Annotated in this window: 18 protein-coding genes; 4 read left to right on the plus strand and 14 right to left on the minus strand. The window is 43.1% G+C overall.

Annotated features, from left to right (window positions below; genetic code table 11):
• Window positions 1-88 precede the first annotated feature (88 nt).
• The 4 genes from MOX91_RS03625 to ahcY all read left to right on the plus strand — a co-directional run bounded on the left by MOX91_RS03625 (window position 89) and on the right by ahcY (window position 3,740).
• Window positions 89-328 (plus strand): hypothetical protein, encoded by a 240-nt coding sequence (locus MOX91_RS03625; RefSeq protein ID WP_370396716.1) that lies wholly within the window; start codon window positions 89-91, stop codon window positions 326-328.
• Window position 329: 1 nt separating this feature from the next.
• Window positions 330-1,061 (plus strand): VC0807 family protein, encoded by a 732-nt coding sequence (locus tag MOX91_RS03630; RefSeq protein WP_370396717.1) that lies wholly within the window; start codon window positions 330-332, stop codon window positions 1,059-1,061.
• Between the two features lie 94 nt (window positions 1,062-1,155).
• Entirely contained in the window at window positions 1,156-2,328 is a 1,173-nt protein-coding gene (gene metK, locus MOX91_RS03635) for a methionine adenosyltransferase (RefSeq protein ID WP_370396718.1), read from the plus strand.
• Window positions 2,328-3,740 carry an adenosylhomocysteinase gene (gene ahcY / locus MOX91_RS03640; RefSeq protein ID WP_370396719.1) on the plus strand — a complete coding sequence of 471 codons (1,413 nt, stop codon included), beginning with the start codon at window positions 2,328-2,330 and terminating at the stop codon, window positions 3,738-3,740. The genes metK and ahcY overlap by 1 nt, the downstream gene beginning before the upstream one ends.
• Here the strand turns inward: ahcY and MOX91_RS03645 are convergent.
• The 14 genes from MOX91_RS03645 to rpsU form a co-directional block, all read right to left on the minus strand.
• The gene (locus MOX91_RS03645) at window positions 3,737-4,033 is read right to left on the minus strand and encodes a hypothetical protein (RefSeq protein ID WP_370396720.1); all 297 of its coding nucleotides are present in this window, start codon (window positions 4,031-4,033) and stop codon (window positions 3,737-3,739) included. The genes ahcY and MOX91_RS03645 overlap by 4 nt on opposite strands.
• 13 nt (window positions 4,034-4,046) lie before the next feature.
• Window positions 4,047-4,658: a methyltransferase family protein gene (locus MOX91_RS03650; RefSeq protein ID WP_370396721.1), complete on the minus strand. Its 612-nt coding sequence runs from the start codon at window positions 4,656-4,658 to the stop codon at window positions 4,047-4,049.
• Between the two features lie 81 nt (window positions 4,659-4,739).
• A complete protein-coding gene (locus MOX91_RS03655) occupies window positions 4,740-5,237 on the minus strand; it encodes a hypothetical protein (RefSeq protein WP_370396722.1) in 498 nt (165 codons plus the stop codon).
• 30 nt (window positions 5,238-5,267) lie between these two features.
• Entirely contained in the window at window positions 5,268-6,092 is an 825-nt protein-coding gene (locus MOX91_RS03660) for a hypothetical protein (RefSeq protein ID WP_370396723.1), read from the minus strand.
• Window positions 6,093-6,193: 101 nt separating this feature from the next.
• Entirely contained in the window at window positions 6,194-6,790 is a 597-nt protein-coding gene (locus MOX91_RS03665) for a hypothetical protein (RefSeq protein ID WP_370396724.1), read from the minus strand.
• A 1-nt stretch (window position 6,791) separates the two neighbouring features.
• Window positions 6,792-7,232, minus strand: a complete 441-nt coding sequence (gene ybeY, locus MOX91_RS03670; RefSeq protein WP_370396725.1) for an rRNA maturation RNase YbeY — start codon at window positions 7,230-7,232, stop codon at window positions 6,792-6,794.
• 29 nt (window positions 7,233-7,261) lie between these two features.
• Window positions 7,262-8,302 (minus strand): sugar phosphate isomerase/epimerase family protein, encoded by a 1,041-nt coding sequence (locus tag MOX91_RS03675; RefSeq protein WP_370396726.1) that lies wholly within the window; start codon window positions 8,300-8,302, stop codon window positions 7,262-7,264.
• Between the two features lie 219 nt (window positions 8,303-8,521).
• Entirely contained in the window at window positions 8,522-10,366 is a 1,845-nt protein-coding gene (gene mnmG, locus MOX91_RS03680; RefSeq protein WP_370396727.1) for a tRNA uridine-5-carboxymethylaminomethyl(34) synthesis enzyme MnmG, read from the minus strand.
• A gap of 1,214 nt (window positions 10,367-11,580) precedes the next feature.
• Window positions 11,581-13,197 carry a hypothetical protein gene (locus MOX91_RS03685; RefSeq protein ID WP_370396728.1) on the minus strand — a complete coding sequence of 539 codons (1,617 nt, stop codon included), beginning with the start codon at window positions 13,195-13,197 and terminating at the stop codon, window positions 11,581-11,583.
• Between the two features lie 70 nt (window positions 13,198-13,267).
• Window positions 13,268-14,065 (minus strand): 3-deoxy-8-phosphooctulonate synthase, encoded by a 798-nt coding sequence (kdsA, locus tag MOX91_RS03690; RefSeq protein WP_370396729.1) that lies wholly within the window; start codon window positions 14,063-14,065, stop codon window positions 13,268-13,270.
• 32 nt (window positions 14,066-14,097) lie between these two features.
• On the minus strand, window positions 14,098-14,739 hold the full coding sequence (gene rsmG, locus MOX91_RS03695) for a 16S rRNA (guanine(527)-N(7))-methyltransferase RsmG (protein WP_370396730.1): 642 nt from the start codon (window positions 14,737-14,739) through the stop codon (window positions 14,098-14,100).
• A 3-nt stretch (window positions 14,740-14,742) separates the two neighbouring features.
• Window positions 14,743-15,156: a nucleoside-diphosphate kinase gene (ndk, locus tag MOX91_RS03700; RefSeq protein ID WP_370396731.1), complete on the minus strand. Its 414-nt coding sequence runs from the start codon at window positions 15,154-15,156 to the stop codon at window positions 14,743-14,745.
• 290 nt (window positions 15,157-15,446) lie between these two features.
• Window positions 15,447-16,271 carry a zinc transporter ZupT gene (gene zupT / locus MOX91_RS03705; RefSeq protein WP_370396732.1) on the minus strand — a complete coding sequence of 275 codons (825 nt, stop codon included), beginning with the start codon at window positions 16,269-16,271 and terminating at the stop codon, window positions 15,447-15,449.
• Between the two features lie 105 nt (window positions 16,272-16,376).
• Window positions 16,377-16,577 carry a 30S ribosomal protein S21 gene (rpsU, locus tag MOX91_RS03710; protein ID WP_370396733.1) on the minus strand — a complete coding sequence of 67 codons (201 nt, stop codon included), beginning with the start codon at window positions 16,575-16,577 and terminating at the stop codon, window positions 16,377-16,379.
• Window positions 16,578-16,740 lie beyond the last annotated feature (163 nt).

Below are 16,740 nucleotides of genomic sequence, written 5' to 3' on the forward strand. Positions count from 1 at the left end.
TTTCCAAAAGAAGTCCGCGCTTTTTTTGAATAAAATATTGATAAATTGAAAATTATCGCGCTAAATAGCCTTTTACCAAAAAAACATCATGCAAGAAAAAGAAACTTTCGCCTGGATTTTAATACTGCTTACCATGCTGGCATTATCGCTAATTCCAAACCTCTACTATATCTTAAAGGGGAAAGAGGAATTTTATTCGGACTACCGCAACGAAATAGACATAAGCCGCGAAGATTTCAACCGCCGCTACATGACAAAACGTATAATCTGGGCAATTATTCCGCTTCTCATTCTTGGCTTAATGGGGCTTATAAATTTGTACAGATAAAATGCCTAAAAACAAAGAAAACATCTGGCTCAATCTGGGCGTAAACGTAATTTTGCCGACGCTCATTTTGATGAAGGCGCAAAAGTGGCTCGTTGCGGCGGGAATTGTCTCCCAAGAAAGCGCAAAACCGATTTACTTTTTCGCAATCGCAATAGCCCTGCCCGTCATTTACGGGATTTACGATTTGGCAAAGCGCGGGAAGTGGAACATTTTTTCGATTTTCGGCATACTAAACGTGCTTTTAACAGGCACAATCGGGCTTTTCGAACTTTCCCGCGAATGGATTATCGCAAAAGAGGCGGGCATTCCCGCGATACTTGGTCTGGCAGTCTTAATATCGGCATACACAAAAAAGCCCCTCGTGAAAGTCTTAATCTATAACGACGCCCTGTTGGACACGAAAAAAGTGGCGGCGGCTCTCGAAGAAAGAAACAACACCGCAAAGTTCTTCGACGCCTTAAAAGGCGCGACAATTCTAATATCGGCGTCATTCTTCGCAAGCGGCATTATCCAGTTTTTCCTCGCGGCAATGATTTACACCGAAAACGCAAGCGCGGAAGAATTCAACAGCCAAGTCGGGCAAATGACATGGATTTCATACCTTGTTGTTCTACTGCCCTGCATGGCAATCACAACCGCCGCACTTTTCAAAATTCTAAACGCAATCAAAAATTTGACGGGATTTACTTTTGAGGAAGCCCTCTCGCAGGACTTGCGCGAAAACAAAAAATAGCCGAAATCCGCCCCGCTTATGAATGCTTGACTATTTGGTGATTTGCGATTGAATTGAACCAATATTTAAAAAAAACACTCACTAAAAAACAAATATGAAAAATTACGTATTCTCTTCGGAATCGGTTGGCGAAGGCCATCCCGACAAAGTGGCGGACTATATTTCCGACAGCGTCCTTGACGCATGCCTGGAACAGGACAAATCAAGCCGCGTGGCATGCGAAACTTTGGTAAAGAGCAACTGCGTCGTAATCGCGGGCGAAATCACAACAAAAGCAAAGTTGGACTACGAAAAAATCGTGCGAAACGCCATAAGGGAAATCGGCTACGTCAACGACGATGACGTTTTTCATGCCGACAAAGTATTTATAACAAACCTTTTGACAAAACAGTCCCCCGACATCGCGCAAGGCGTTGACGCCCGCAGGGCGAGAGGCAAACAAGGCGCGGAACAGGGCGCGGGAGACCAAGGCATCATGTTCGGCTACGCCACAAACGAAACGCCCGAATACATGCCCGCCGCAATTATGTTCGCGCACAGAATTTTGACGGAGCTTGCCTTCCAGCGCAAGAACAAGGGCCCCAAGTGGCTGCGCCCCGACTGCAAAAGCCAGGTTGCCGTGGAATACAAAGACGGCAAGCCCGCGCGCATTGAAAACGTCGTAATTTCAACCCAGCACTCCGCGGACGTCGAGCATGACGAAATCGAGCATTACATGGTTGAAAAAATCATAAAGAAGGTTCTGCCCAAAGAGCTTATCGACTCCAAAACGCAGTTTTTGATTAACCCGACGGGCAAATTCGTTGTTGGCGGCCCGCAGGGCGACTCAGGCCTTACCGGCAGAAAAATCATTGTCGACACCTACGGCGGCTACGGGCGCCACGGCGGCGGCGCGTTCTCGGGCAAAGACCCCTCAAAGGTCGACCGCTCGGCGGCGTACATGTGCAGGTGGGTTGCAAAGAACATCGTTGCCGCAGGCTTGGCGGAACGCTGCGAGCTTCAAGTCGCCTACGCAATTGGCTATCCACATCCTTTGAGCATCGCAATCGACACTTTCGGCACGGGCAAAGTTTCCGAAGACGCCCTGATTAAGGCAGTAAAAAAAGTGTTCTCGTTCAAGCCTGCTGACATCATAAAACAGCTCGGACTTCTCGCCCCGATTTATAGAAAGACCACAAACTACGGACACTTCACAAAAGCCGTCTTGCCATGGGAAAAAACCGACAAGGTGCAAGACCTGAAAAAAGCCGTAAAATCAGCAAAATAATGAGCGAATTTTCAGACTACAAAATAGCCGACATCTCTTTGGCGGATTTCGGAAGAAAAGAACTTGACATCGCAGAGCACGAAATGCCGGGGCTCATGGCGGTGCGCAAAAAATACGCGGACAAAAAACCGCTTAAAGGCGTCAGAATAAGCGGCAGCCTGCACATGACAATCCAAACCGCCGTCTTGATTGAAACATTGAAAGCTCTCGGCGCGGACGTGCGCTGGGCAAGCTGCAACATCTTTTCAACGCAAGACCACGCGGCGGCGGCAATCGCAAAAGGCGGCACTCCCGTATTTGCATGGAAAGGCGAAAGCCTTGAAGACTACTGGGAATGCACCTACAAGGCTCTGACTTGGAACGACGGCAAGGGCCCGCAGTTAATAGTTGACGACGGCGGAGACGCGACTTTGCTAATCCACAAAGGCTACGAGCTTGAAAACGGCTCGGATTGGGTAAACACTGAAAGCTCAAGCCATGAAGAAGAAGTCATAAAGGCTCTTCTTAAAAAAGTTAACAAGGAAGACCCAAGCCATTGGCACAAAGTCGTTGCGGAAGTCAAGGGTGTTTCAGAAGAAACAACGACAGGCGTACACCGCCTCTACCAGCGTTTTGAAAGGGGCGAACTGCTCTTCCCCGCAATCAATGTAAACGACTCCGTAACAAAGAGCAAATTCGACAATTTGTACGGTTGCAGAGAATCGCTGGTTGACGGCATAAAGCGCGCAACAGACGTAATGATTGCGGGCAAAGTGGCGGTAGTTTGCGGCTACGGCGATGTCGGCAAAGGCTGTGTTCAGGCATTAAAAGGGCTTGGCGCAACAATTTTGGTCACGGAAATAGACCCGATTTGCGCATTGCAGGCGGCAATGGAAGGCTACCGCGTGGTGACGATTGAAGAAACATTGGGATTGGCGGACATCTATGTAACAACAACCGGCAACTGCAAGATTATCACAATCGAGCACATGCAAAAGATGCGCGACCAGGCTATCGTCTGCAACATAGGGCATTTCGACAATGAAATCGAAGTAAGCAAGCTTGAAAAATTCCCGAACATAAAGCGCACAAACATCAAACCCCAGGTTGACAAATACACATTCCCTGGCGGCAATTCAATCTACCTCTTGGCGGAAGGCAGGCTCGTTAACTTGGGCTGTGCGACGGGGCACCCGTCGTTTGTGATGAGCAATTCTTTCACAAACCAAACGCTTGCGCAAATAGACCTTTGGGAAAACCGCGGCAAGTACGAAAACAAAGTCTATACCCTGCCCAAGAAATTGGACGAAGAAGTCGCAAGACTGCACTTGGAACGCATCGGAGCGCACCTTACAACCCTGACACAGGAGCAGGCGGACTACATCGGCGTAAAAGTCGAAGGCCCGTATAAATCGGACATTTACAGGTATTAAAACGGATTGTTTGCGAAAAGCGGCGGATATGTTTTTTCCGCCGCTTTTTTTGTGCCAAATAAGCGTGTTAAATCCCCGTTTTTAACCGCAAAATAGATGTCAACGGGCTTTTTCAATTCCGCCTCCGTCATTCCTGAAAATGCCCGAGAAACCAAATGCAAGCAAAAGAAAGCCGCCTTGCGCAAAAACAAGGCGACCGCAAATTTGCCAAAATACGCAGTACTGCCGCGCGAAGGCAAAACTATATCGAACATTGTAAATTCAAAAAAAAATACGCTTGAAAGAAAATTCATCTTTTCAAAACGCTTAATAGAGCTTGAAAAGGGTCGGTATGACGCCCGCTTCCCTCAAACCTTCGGCAAGCTCAAAAAACCCGATAATCCAAACAAACCAAACGGCGTCCAAAAAACTTTTTGTAAACTTTTTGGGCATTACTTCCATAAAATCAGGCTGGCTTGGCTTTCGGAAAAAATTGGGAATAAAGCGCGGCGTTGTTTTACAATAATCGTCAAATTCCTTGCCGAAAAGCTCTTTTAAGCGCGCTTCTTCGCCCTTGACCGTCGAGGGATAATACAAGATGAAAGCAACGGCGGCAAGCATCGGAATCGAAAATGTCTCCGTGCCGAAACAAGTGCCGACCGCTCCCACAAAACTGAAAAAGTAGAGCGGATTTCTGCACAAGCTGTAAGGCCCCTCGGTGATTAGCTTTCTGTCTTTGTGTCCTGCAATATAAAGCGAGCACCAAATTCTGCCGAATGCGCCGATTGTAGCCATCACGCATGCAAAGAGCATAAGCGATTCTTCAAGTATCGGATTTAATTCCCACTTTGTCTCGCAAAAGAGAACCGCAAATATAATAAAAATGCCTACGACTTTGGAAATTGTCGTCCTTATTTTTTCATTCAAAGTTTTTTTCATTAGATTTCATTTTGTTATGAAGTCATAATGAAACGATTTTGTTTTTATTTTATTAGCGAATTGTTAGTTTTTTGTTAATTCTTACAATGAACTTAACAAAAGACTACATATAATCAAGGCCGAAAAACCGCAATAAATTCCCACACATAAAGTTCTTGTCTTTTTCTCTTTAACAAATCTCTTTCCAAAAAACGGAACCACATAACAAAATGTAAGCATTATAACGAGAATTTCGATGTCAACTTGAGACATTCCAAAAGGTGTTTCTTCGCCACGTAAAATCGAAAATAAAATAGAGGACACAATAAAAATAGGGAAAAAACAGTATAAAATTTTTTCGAGGCTGAAAAAATTTAAATATTTAGTTAATTTTCTCTCGGACTCATCTTTCGATATTTTTCCGACACACAAAAGAGCTTCGAAAATCATCCAAAATATAAAATCAAGAAGATACTTAAAAGCAATACAAGGCAAGAAAACAATTACACTAATAAAATATAATATCACAACAATACCAATCAAAGGCAATTCAGAAATAGTTGAAAAGCCTCCATCTGCCATTAAAATTGGATAAAACATAAAAACCTCTTTCCTGCGTTAAAATTTTATTTATAAAATCAGCATAGTGCCTATACCCCAGCCTACATCCCACCAAAAATCTCCCGACAACTGTCCGTTTGTTTTAACAACTTCGCACCTTGCCGTTTCATACTGCTTTGTATTATAATTATAAACTTCTTTTATGGAAATCCTTGTATATCCGTTCGACGTTACCAAAGTCTTCCAAAATAGTTCGACTTCATAGCTAATACTTTTAGGAATGTTTCCATCCAATTCAATGTTTAAATTTTTAACTTGCGCAGAATTGCAACTACCAAACGGATGATGAACATTTTCATATATGCGCTGTTTGTTCGCTAAAACAGTATTATTTATCTCTTCGTAATACTCATCGTAAGTAAATTCTTTTGAATCGAAGCCGAATATGACGATAAGCACAAAAAAACTAATGGTTGATATCCACGACGCTTTTTTTACGAAAGACAGCGTGGATTTTGATGTCTCTTCCGCCGTAATTCTCTCGGGAAAGAATACAGCACAAAATGATAATAACTCAAATGGATCCCACAAAAAAGATAAAAGGGTTGCCCCGACAATTATGCCAAGCGGACGCCAATCATACGTTCCCTTTTCTTTATACGAATATGCCTGCTCTGCAACTATCGAAAAAATGAAATGAAAGTTTGCAACCAAAGCAATCAAACAAATTATGTACGCAATTATGTTTCCTTCATCTACCGTACTTGAAAAAGAATCGTTGCAAAACAATACTGACGTTGCAAAAGCAACCCATGCTACTTTTTTGTTAAAACGCAAATAATTTGGAATTGCGACTTGCTCTTCTTGAATGGAAAAATTTACTTCTGTATTCATAAAATATGTGGTCCACAACATATTTCGCGTTTTTAGGAAAAATCTCCCGTGTGAAATAAAAAATTTTTATTTTTTTACAAAAGTTGCCGCTTGGCGCAAATTTAATCCAAGATGACGGAGGTATTCGATTTTATCCAGTTTTGCATTTTTTTCAGAACAGGCTCGGCGTCTTTGCTTTTTAACTGCAAGGCGGGAGTTGAAAGTATTTCTTTAAGCGTTTCAAATTCGCCAAGAGTCAGGCTTGCCGCAAAATCTTCCTTTATCGGATAGCCTTCGCTGCGCATAAAAACATACAGATATTTTATAAAGACGCACTGCGCGTCCGCCCCTGAATTTATCGCATCGAAAGACGCGGCAAGGATTTTGTGGAACTTTGAAAACTCTTCAAGATAGGCGGCGTTTTTAAGCGCGCATTTGGAAATTTCGCAGGCGGTTTTAAAACTATCATAATTATTCGCAATTTCAGAATGCGATTTCAACAGCTCAAAGTCTTTCAAAAAAAGCATATCGCCAGTTTTCGACTTTTCGCATTCGGCGCAAATTTCGTCAAACAAATCTGGAAGATGCGAAGTCTTCTTCTGCCCCGCCCTCTTGTAGAGAACGCGCAAGCCCTCTTCTTCGGAAAATATTTTAAACAATATCCCGCTCTCGCCCCTTAGGGACTTGTCCAAGACAATGCCTGTAATGCTTTCAGCCACCCTATTTGTTAAAAGTGAAAACAGGGGCGCGAAATGCCTCTTTTATGATTTTTGCGGCAACCGCCTCCGCCGCGCGCATTTTTAAGGCGTCTTCGGGCGCGATGTCGTCAACGCCCGCCAAATGCAGCATTCCGTGCGCAATGTAAAGGCAAAGCTCGGCGTCAGGCGTATTGTTAAATTCCGACGCCTTTTCCAGGGCGCGCTCCGCGCTTACGCAAATTTCGCCCGCAAAGCCCTCTTCCCCTCCGCCTTCAAAAGTAATGACATCGGTTTTCGACGGGTCGTTCAAAAAATCCGCATGGATTTTCGCAAGAGCTTCGTCGTCCATTACCGCAATCGAAAGCGAGCCTTCGGGCGCGCGCAAATTTTCGGGCATTCGCTCGTCCAAAATTCGGACAAGCCTAACTACTCGGCTCGGCTTAAAGCCTGCGATTTCGCTCATATTGCAAACTTGCACTTCCCTTAACTTTTTCAAAACATATCCTCCACTTTTTTGCGCGAAGAAACCACGTCTTCCTCCTTTACGCGATAGTTGAGCTCGAGCGTGAAAATCTGGCTTTCAGGCTTAAAGAATTTTTTTACGAAATTAAAATCTATGTCTCCGTCGCCAATGGCGCGGTGGTCGTGGCATGACAAGTTGCAGTCGTGCAAATGCCATGCGCAAACATTTGGGCTTGCCTCTTCCACAAAGCTTTCAAAGTCAATAACTCCCCTAAGCGACTTGACCTTTACATGCCCTATGTCTATCCAGGGGCGTACATTCGTCAGTTCCTTTGCAAGAGACTGTGTGAAATCCGCAAACATCGTGTCAAAAGGCAATTCAATATAACCGTCGCGGTTTTCGACACCAAGCAAAATTCCGGCATTGGAAAAATCTCCGTCTATGCCTTTTAAATTTTCAAAAATGCGCTTGTGAAACTTAACCGCTTTCTTTTCTGATTTTGAAATAAATTTAGAGAGATTCTTTTGGTAGGCGGACTGCAAAAGTTTTAAATTTTCTTCAAGGGATTTTATGCGCGAATTTTTTTCGCCTTCCGACAGCTCTCCGCCCGAAAATTCCCCTTTCAAATCTTCCAATGAAAGTCTTGCGTTTTGCACCCTATCCCAGCTTTCCATAAGCGAAAATTTGGGATTTAAAAAGAAGTACGCAAGCGCGCCTGAGTGCATCACAACGCGTGAAGCCCCCGTTTCTTTCGCAAGCGAAAGCGTATTCAAAGTATGCCTGCGCCACTGCGAAGTTTCTATTTTTGAAGAAGTGGCGGGCGAATACAAATTGGGGGCAGGCGGCCTCGCAAACGGCGGCACAGGGCAGAAATTGTGAAGGGAAGAAACTTTTACAACGCCCTCTTTTACCGCCTTCAAAATGCCTTGAACCAAATTAACCGTGGTGTTATGCCCAAGCTCCACATATTCAAAGCCAAGCTCCGCGCACTTGCAAAGCATCTCGTATCCGTCGGAATAATCTTGGCGGAAATAGCTTGTTGAAAGCGCAATGACTGGTTTGTTTGACATTCTCACAGTCTTTAATATCGGCCCTTTTTCGTCAAACGCAAAATTTGCACAAAGAGCAAAGTTTGCATAATGCCCCTGCAAGCGGTTATTTTAAATATTCCAATGTATTTCTTTGCGTAAATTCAAAGCCATGTTTTCGCTTAGAATGTAAAATATCATAAAATAATAAAAAAATCCCGACAAGCATCGGGATTTAAAAATTTTACGGTTTTGCGCAAATTACCTTCCGCAAGCTGAAATTACGATTACATTGACGTCAGCGGGCGAAACTCCGGATATGCGCGATGCCTGCCCAACCGTCAGCGGGCGGAATTTGGCAAGCTTTTGCGCCGCTTCGGTGCGGAGCCCTTTCAGCTTGGAATAGTCGGTATTTTCGGGAATTTTGAGGGTTTCAAGCTTGTCCATGCGGGCAATCTGCTTTAATTCTCTATCCAAATACCCCTTGTAAATGACCCTGTACAAAATCTCTGCGCGGGTTTCCGAAGAAAGCGTTTGAAAGTCCGAAGGGAGATTTTTTGAATATGCTTCGCCCTCGCGCTTTAACGCCATGCCGTCCTTTGAATTTTCCAAAAGCGAACACCAGCGGGCAACATTTTCAATTTTCTTTTCGATGTTCTTTGCGCGGGCATCGCCAATCAAGCCGTATTTTTTTGCATGCGGATAAAGCCTGATTTCCGCGCTCGTGTGGTTTAAAAGCAGGCGGTATTCGGCGCGGCTTGTGAACATTCTGTAAGGCTCGAAAGTTCCTTTTGTAACCAAATCGTCTATCAATACGCCGATGTAGCTTTCGTGCCTGCGCAATATCAGAGGGTCTTTACCCAAAACCTTGCTTGCGGCGTTTATTCCTGCAACAAGCCCCTGCCCCGCCGCTTCTTCATAACCGCTTGTGCCGTTTATCTGCCCCGCACAAAACAATCCGTCAACGATTTTAGACTCGAGAGTAGCTTTAAGCTGCGTAGGCGGCGCATAGTCGTACTCGACCGCGTAAGCAGGGCGCGTTATGCGGACATTTTCAAGACCGGGAATTGTCTTTAAAATTTGCATTTGGACGTCGAGCGGCATTGAAGTTGAAAGCCCGTTTATGTACCATTCATCGGTAAACCTGCCCTCGGGTTCGAGAAAAAGCCTGTGCCCTTCCTTGTCGGCAAAGCGCACGACCTTGTCTTCAATGCTCGGGCAATAACGCGGGCCCACTCCCTCTATTTTGCCGCCGTACATTGCCGATTTTTTCAAGTTGGCTTTTATAACGGCGGCAGTATCGGCGTTTGTGTAGGTTTCATAGCACGCCATCTGGTTTTTTGCAAACCCATCAAAATTCGCCCATCTTTCATGTTCCACGTGGAACATTCCGCCCTCGCGAGTGTCATAAAAGGCGAAAAGCGTCGGATTTTCATCGCCCGCCTGCATTGCGCACTTTGAAAAATCGATTGAAGACGCCAAAACGCGCGCGGGAGTTCCCGTTTTAAGCCTGCCAAGCTCTATGCCGCAAGAAATGAGGCTTCCTGAAAGCTTGTTTGCGGCAAAGTCCCCCATTCTGCCGCCTTCCGTCGTATTATGCCCGACATGCAAAAGCCCCCTCAAAAAGGTGCCTGTGGTCAAAATCAGCGTTTCAGAATAGAAATTTACGCCCAAATTTGTGCCAACACCCCTTATTTTTCCATTTTCGGCAATGACAGACACAACTTCCGCCTGGAAAATATCCAAATTCTGCTGGCGTTCGAGAATGTTCTTCATTCTGAACTGATAGGCTTTTTTGTCGCACTGGGCGCGGGGAGCCTGGACTGCGGGCCCTTTTGACGCGTTCAAAACCCTGAACTGTATGCCCGAAGCGTCGGCATTTATTGCCATTTCTCCGCCGAGAGCGTCAATTTCCCGCACGATATGCCCCTTTGCAAGCCCTCCGATTGCGGGATTGCAGCTCATTTGCGCGATTGTGTCCAAATTGCCCGTAAGCAAAAGCGTCGGAACACCCATTCGAGCCGAAGCCAATGCCGCTTCGACCCCTGCATGTCCCGCGCCGCAAACAATCACGCCGTAAGGTTCGTTTTCTCCCAATTTTAGCATTTTTTTATGTTTACACAGATTGCCTTACTTTCAAGCCTAAATTGTGCATTTTTTTTGCAGAAGAACTTTAATGTTCCACGTGGAACATTTTTATGAAAAAGCGAGGTTCTTCTTTAAAATACAAATATTTCAAAACCCGCCATTTATTCCGTAGAACATCAGACTTAAAAAATGGAGCATACATAAAAAAGATTTGCTCATTTTCAAAACGCAAACAGAGCTGAAAGAAATTTTTACGTTTTTTTTAGAAAAAGTGCAAAATCTCATTCGTTTGAGATTTTATTAAAAAATTTTCCGCGGGAAAATCGTCGCATTTCAAATTTCAATAGAATAAAGAGGCATTTTTGTCGGTTTTTCAAAAATAAAGCTTTAAAATTTGTAAAAATTCAAATTTTTCTCTGTTTTTAAACAGCACTCAAAAAAAAGAAGAAGACGCCGTACAAAAGTCAGCTTCTTGTTTTTTATTAAATTTTAAATAGGGCAGGGGAAGGTGGGAAAATTTATTTTCCCAAAAAAAAGAATAAACAAAAAAATCAATGTTCCACGTGGAACATTTTATGAAAACAAAAATTCAACATTTCGTAAAAGAAATAAAATTAAGAGCAAACCCAATTATCGACAAAATAAACTGATTAGCTTTATGAAATTTCACTGCGCTCTTCATAGGTAATTTAGTCTTAAAAGATTTTTTTCCAATGTCTTTCAAGCAATAAACAAAGATTTCACCTTTTGCAAATATGCAAAATTTGGATAAAGTGTTTTTTGTGCAAAAGAAGCGCAGAACAAATTCTTTCATAAAATATTCAAATATCTTAAACAACGGCTTGCCATATACTGAATATTTCTGCCGCTCTAATAAACAAAATAGGGCGGGAATAAGCGAAAACTTCTCATATCAAATAATAGCAGTTTGGGTTTGATGTTTTCTCGAATTTAAGATTTTTCCGCGAATATGTTTAATGCCTACACACTGTTTAACTCTAAAAAACGTAAATGAATTTTGCGTATATTTTCCGATAATGCTCAAAAAAAATTGTAATGAAAAAGAGATTTTAATGCCGCAAAATTTAATGGCATAATTTCGGGAAAACTATGCCGATTGAGTGAAATTTTTTCAAAAACCGCATATTAAAAAACGCCAATTTGCCCTAACAACCTGCAAAAAAAAGAGCGCATAAAAATGCGCCCTCAAAAAATTGTTTTCACCCTTGCGGTTATTCTGATTTGTTTTCCTCTTCGGAATTATCGGAAGATTCTTCATGCGCATCGCATTCTTCCGTTTCTTCCGCAACTTTGGGGGAAACTATCGGTTCGTCTTCAACGCCCAAAACTATTGATTCGGCATCGGAAGCTATCGTTTTTGCGCCCTTGTCCTTGGGTCTTGGAAGGCGCGGATTTGCCTGCAAAGCACCGTCGGCGTATTCGACAACATAGCCTTCGGAAATGAGCCAGAGAAGGTCGTTTGAAACTTCCTTGATTTTCGCAAAATCTTCCGCGCTTATTTCGGCGTTTTCAACTATCGAAACAGGGTCGGAAACTGCGCCACCTTCCGCTTCTTTTTTATGTTCTTCAGCCAATGTAGCGGCTTTTGAAACATCCTGCGGCGCCTGCAAACCCAAATATAAATAGGGCAGGGCGGAAGCTTTGACGCCTTGGTTTTCCATCAGAAAATCGTAAATTTTCTGGGGAGTGTCGGACAAGCTGTCGCCGACGAGAAGGAACTTGCGCTTTACTGCGCAGACAAAAGCAAAGCCCTTTGAGCCGCGCTTGTAAATCGTAAAACCGCCCCTGCGAAGTCTTCCGCGCAAATTGTTTGCCGTGACAATAGGGAAGTGCTTTTGCTTGGACCAAGCGGCTTCAAGATTGCGGCGTATGCGCGAGCCGAACGGAAGCTTTGCAATGTCGGAACCATGCATTCTGACTTGCTCATAGCTCTTCACAAGCTCTCCCGATTTTTGTTCGGCGATGTAATTCATCGCGGCTTCGCGGGTTTCAAAAGTAGTTTCCGAGTCTTTCAGCTTGTAAACCAAGCGTTTTTTCATCTGCTCAAGCCACTGCGCAACTAATGCCTCGTCGCGGACGGTTTCAACTGATGCCAAAAATTTTTCATAAGGCATCTTTGCAAATTTCTGAGCGTGGTATTCGCGAACGTATTCGCCGTATTTGTGCCAATTCGGTGCTCCGAGCAAATCTCCTGAAATAGAGCACCTGTTCACAACCTGAAAACTGCCCTTCGGGGCTTCAGCTTCCACTTCAACCTGCTCAAACATTTCGTTAAGTCGGCATTCGAGGGCAAACTTTTTGGCAGATTCTTCATCTTCAAAAGGAATGTTTGCGGGCTGGGCGCAATAAAGCGGCTTTACCGTGCCGTCTTCAAGCGGAAGATTTTTGGCAAGAATTATGAACCTTTCGGGCTTTTCAAGCACAAGTTCCGCAATATCAAATAGTTGATAAGTTCTCTTTAAGTGCTTCATAACGTCCGCAAGCTTTGCAAACGGAGCGTCTTCGGGATAAAAAAGAACTTCCATCGAAAACACGAACGGAGCTTTTTTGGCGGGTTTTTTATTGTCGCGTCGGTCAAATTTTTTGTCTGACTTTTTGTCGGAATTGAATTTGCGGCCTTTGCGTTCTTCGTTTTCAAACTTTGAAGATTTTTCGCGTTTAAAATCGCGCTTTTTTGCGTCAAATTCGCCGCGTTTTTTAAATCCGCCCCTTGCAGGCTTGCGGTCTTCAAAACCCGAATAATTCGTACTTGGAGACCAAGCTGTTGAAAACTGCAAATTTGCGAGTTCGCTCAAATCTATTGGCTGGTTTGTGTTTTCTTCTGGCATTTTTTTATTTTTTGTTTTCTAAAATTGATTTTTACAAATTTTTTGAATTTTTAAAGGATTTTTTAAATATTTATTCAAAAGCCGCTTCGCGTATTTTAAGGCAGACATCAATCAATCCTTCAAGCTCCGAAAGCGGCAGCTGCGTAGCTGCGTCCGAAAGCGCCTTTTCTGGTTCGGGATGCGTTTCGATGAAAAGGCCGTCGGCTCCCGCCGCAACTGCAGATTTTGCAAGAAGCCTTACATATTTTCTTTCACCCGAACTTACACCTGCTCCCGCGCCCGGAAGCTGTACAGAATGGGTTGCGTCCAAAATAACGGGAGTTTTGTTTTCTTTCATGATTGCAAGCGAGCGCATGTCCACAACCAAATTTTGGTATCCGAAAGTCGTGCCCCTGTCGGTTTGCCAGATTTCGGACGCGCTGTTTTCGCGCAACTTGCCAACGACGTACTTCATTTCATACGGCGAAAGAAACTGACCCTTCTTGACGTTTACGGCTTTTCCCGTCTTTGCCGCGGCAACCAATAAATCAGTCTGCCTGCACAAAAATGCGGGTATTTGCAAGGCGTCGCAAACTTCGCCCACGCTTTTGCACTGCCAGCTTTCGTGGACATCGGTTATTGTTTTTAACCCGAACTGCCTGTTCACTTCAGAAAGGATTTTCAAACCCTCTTCAATGCCCGTACCTCGGGGACTTTTTGAGCTTGTTCGGTTTGCCTTGTCGAAGCTTCCTTTAAATACGACGCTCAATTCGCCGGACTTTTTTTGGGCAATTTGCGCGATTTTTTCCGCAACGCGGAAGCTTAAATCCATGTTCTCCAAACTGCATGGACCTGCTATGAGTAAAAATTTTCCCTCTTCAAAAATCATCTTAAAAAACAATAGTTAAAAATCCGCGCACTTCAACGCTTAAAAAATTTAAAATGCAAAAGCCTTTTACCCTCGTAATTTTTGTCTTCGAAAAATTCATCGAGTTTCATTTCTTTGTCGGGCAAAATATTTTTTTTGACAAGCTCCTCTTCAAGCTCGCCGCCTTTAAAATATATGACGCCGTTTTCAAGGCTGCCCGCCTTGCCTTTTCTGATGGATTTTTTTACAAAATTAAAAAACATCGGAAGAGCGCAAACAGAACGCCCGGTTGCATAGTCGAAAACTTCTTTGGTTTCTTCTATTCTCGCTTTTTTGGCGACTGCGTTTTTTAAGCCGAGCTCTTTTATTATTTGAGATATCGCCTCTATTTTCCTGCCGACGCCGTCAAACATAAAAATTTCAGCCTGAGGCCAGACTATCGCCATAACAATGCCCGGAAGACCTCCGCCGGTTCCGACATCGGCAATTCTCGCCCCTTTGTTCGGAGTCAAAAACTTGCAGATTGAAAGGCAAAAAGCGACATGGCGGTAGGCTATATCGTCTTCGTCTTTTCGGGATATTAAATTTACGCGCGCGTTTGTCTTTTTAAGAAGCTCCGCAAAAAGCATCAATTTTTCGCGAATTTCTTGGCTTAATTCGGGAAAACGGGCGAAAATCTCTTCCTGAGTATGCACTTCTTAAAAAATTTCTTCTGGAAGAAAGAAGTTTGCTATTTCTCTTTCGGCAGATTCGACGGAATCCGAAGCGTGGCAAACATTCATTCGCATGTCTGTTCCGAAATCTCCGCGTATGGTGCCTTTATCAGCCTTCTTTGAATCAGTAGGGCCTAAAAGCTCGCGGGCTTTTGATATGGCGTTTTCAGCTTCAAAAACCAAAACCATTACATTGTCGCTTGTCATAAAATCGACAATACCCGGAAAGAACGGCATGTCTTTCAAATGGTCGTAATGGCGGCTCAAAATATCCATGTCTAATTTCATCATTTTGCAGGCTTTCAAATTAAAGCCTTTTGAAAGAAAAATATCCAATACTTTGCCTTCAAGTTTCCTTTTGATGCAATCGGGTTTAAATATGATTAGTGTTCTTTCCATAATTATTATTTTTATGGTTAAACATATTCAAAATGGCGGCTTATTTTTCAAGCAAAATTAAACTATTGTAAATAAATTGACGGCAATTTGTAAAATTTATGTAAACAACTTTTAAATAATTCTTAAATTTTCGGATATCTGAAGATTTATTAAAAACGAATTAAAGAATTGTTGAAAATGAAAAATCGCGCATATAGGTCTTTATAAGCAAAATAAAAACTTATCGACATATTGACAGAGCATAAATAATAGATAACAAATTTTTAATTTTATTTTATTTATATAGTATCCTAAAATAAAGAGAGAGAAACCGCCATAAGCATCATTCCGCTTATAACGCCGAAAACCGATTCATGGCTGTCTTCATATTCTTTTGCCGTCGGCAGAAGCTCGTCTATTGAAAGATAGACCATTATGCCCGCGGTGAAGGCAAGCAAAACTCCCAGTGTGAAATCCGTCATGAAAAATTTTAGAACCATCAGCCCGCACAGCGCGCCAAAGGGTTCTGCAAGAGCGGATATTGCCGTGTAAAGCATTGCTTTTTTCTTGCTTGCGCCTGACATGTAAATTGGAAGGGCTACAGAAATTCCCTCGGGAATGTTGTGCAGAGCGATTGCAACTGCTATGGACGCTCCAAGAGAAATGTTTTCAACACCTGAAATGAAAACCGAAAGTCCTTCGGGGAAATTGTGGATTGTGAGCGCAATAGCGGTGAAAATGCCGACTTTTTTAATGTTTTTGCCTTTGAAATGCTTTCTGTTGCAAACACAAGTTTGGGAATTCTCTTTGCCCGGGTTGCTTTCGACTTCATTCCCCGAAATATGTTCGGGAAAAAATTTGTCGATAAATGCGCTTAGGATTATGCCTACAAAAAATGCGGATGTAGCCGCGATGTTTGCGGTTGAAAAATCAGTGTTGCTTTGGATTGATGCTTTCGCTTCGGGCAAAATTTCCATGAAAGACACATAAAGCATTACGCCAGCCGAAAAGCTCAGTCCGAAAGAAAGAAGTTTGAACGAATTTCTCTTTATGAAAAACGTGAGAAATCCGCCGAGTATTGTCGCGCTTCCGGCAAGCGTCGCAAGCGCGAGTGCTATGATTATGTTTGTCTGCATTTTATTTTATTATCGATTTATTTTTTCGAAAATACCATAAAAAAGTATTTACGGGCAAAAAAAAAGCCCCCTAAAGAGGGCTTGTCAAATTTGAAAATGCTTCTTTTAGCGATTTTCGTAACGCTGACGGAGCATATTGTTGAAAGCGGCGATCTTGCGCTTGCGGCGTTTGATTTCGCAAGGCTTTTCAAAGTAACGCTTTTGACGGACGTCGCGAATGATGCCTTCGCGGTCAATCTTCTTCTTTAAGCGGCGCAATGCTTTTTCCATTGCTTCACCTTTGCGCATTCTTACTTCTACCGGCATTTTTGTTCACCACCTTTCTTTTTTTTAATAAAAAATCCTTTCCGTATTTTGAAAAGGGAATGAAAGTATTTGTTAATATTTTAAGTTCGTCAAGCCTTTTCAAAATAAAAAAAATTTTTTCAGGATTAAAAAAAAATGTGTTGATTTCGGGGCTAAAATAGGA

Source organism: Intestinicryptomonas porci (assembly GCF_033971905.1).
Taxonomy (GTDB): Bacteria; Verrucomicrobiota; Verrucomicrobiia; order Opitutales; family Intestinicryptomonadaceae; genus Intestinicryptomonas; species Intestinicryptomonas porci.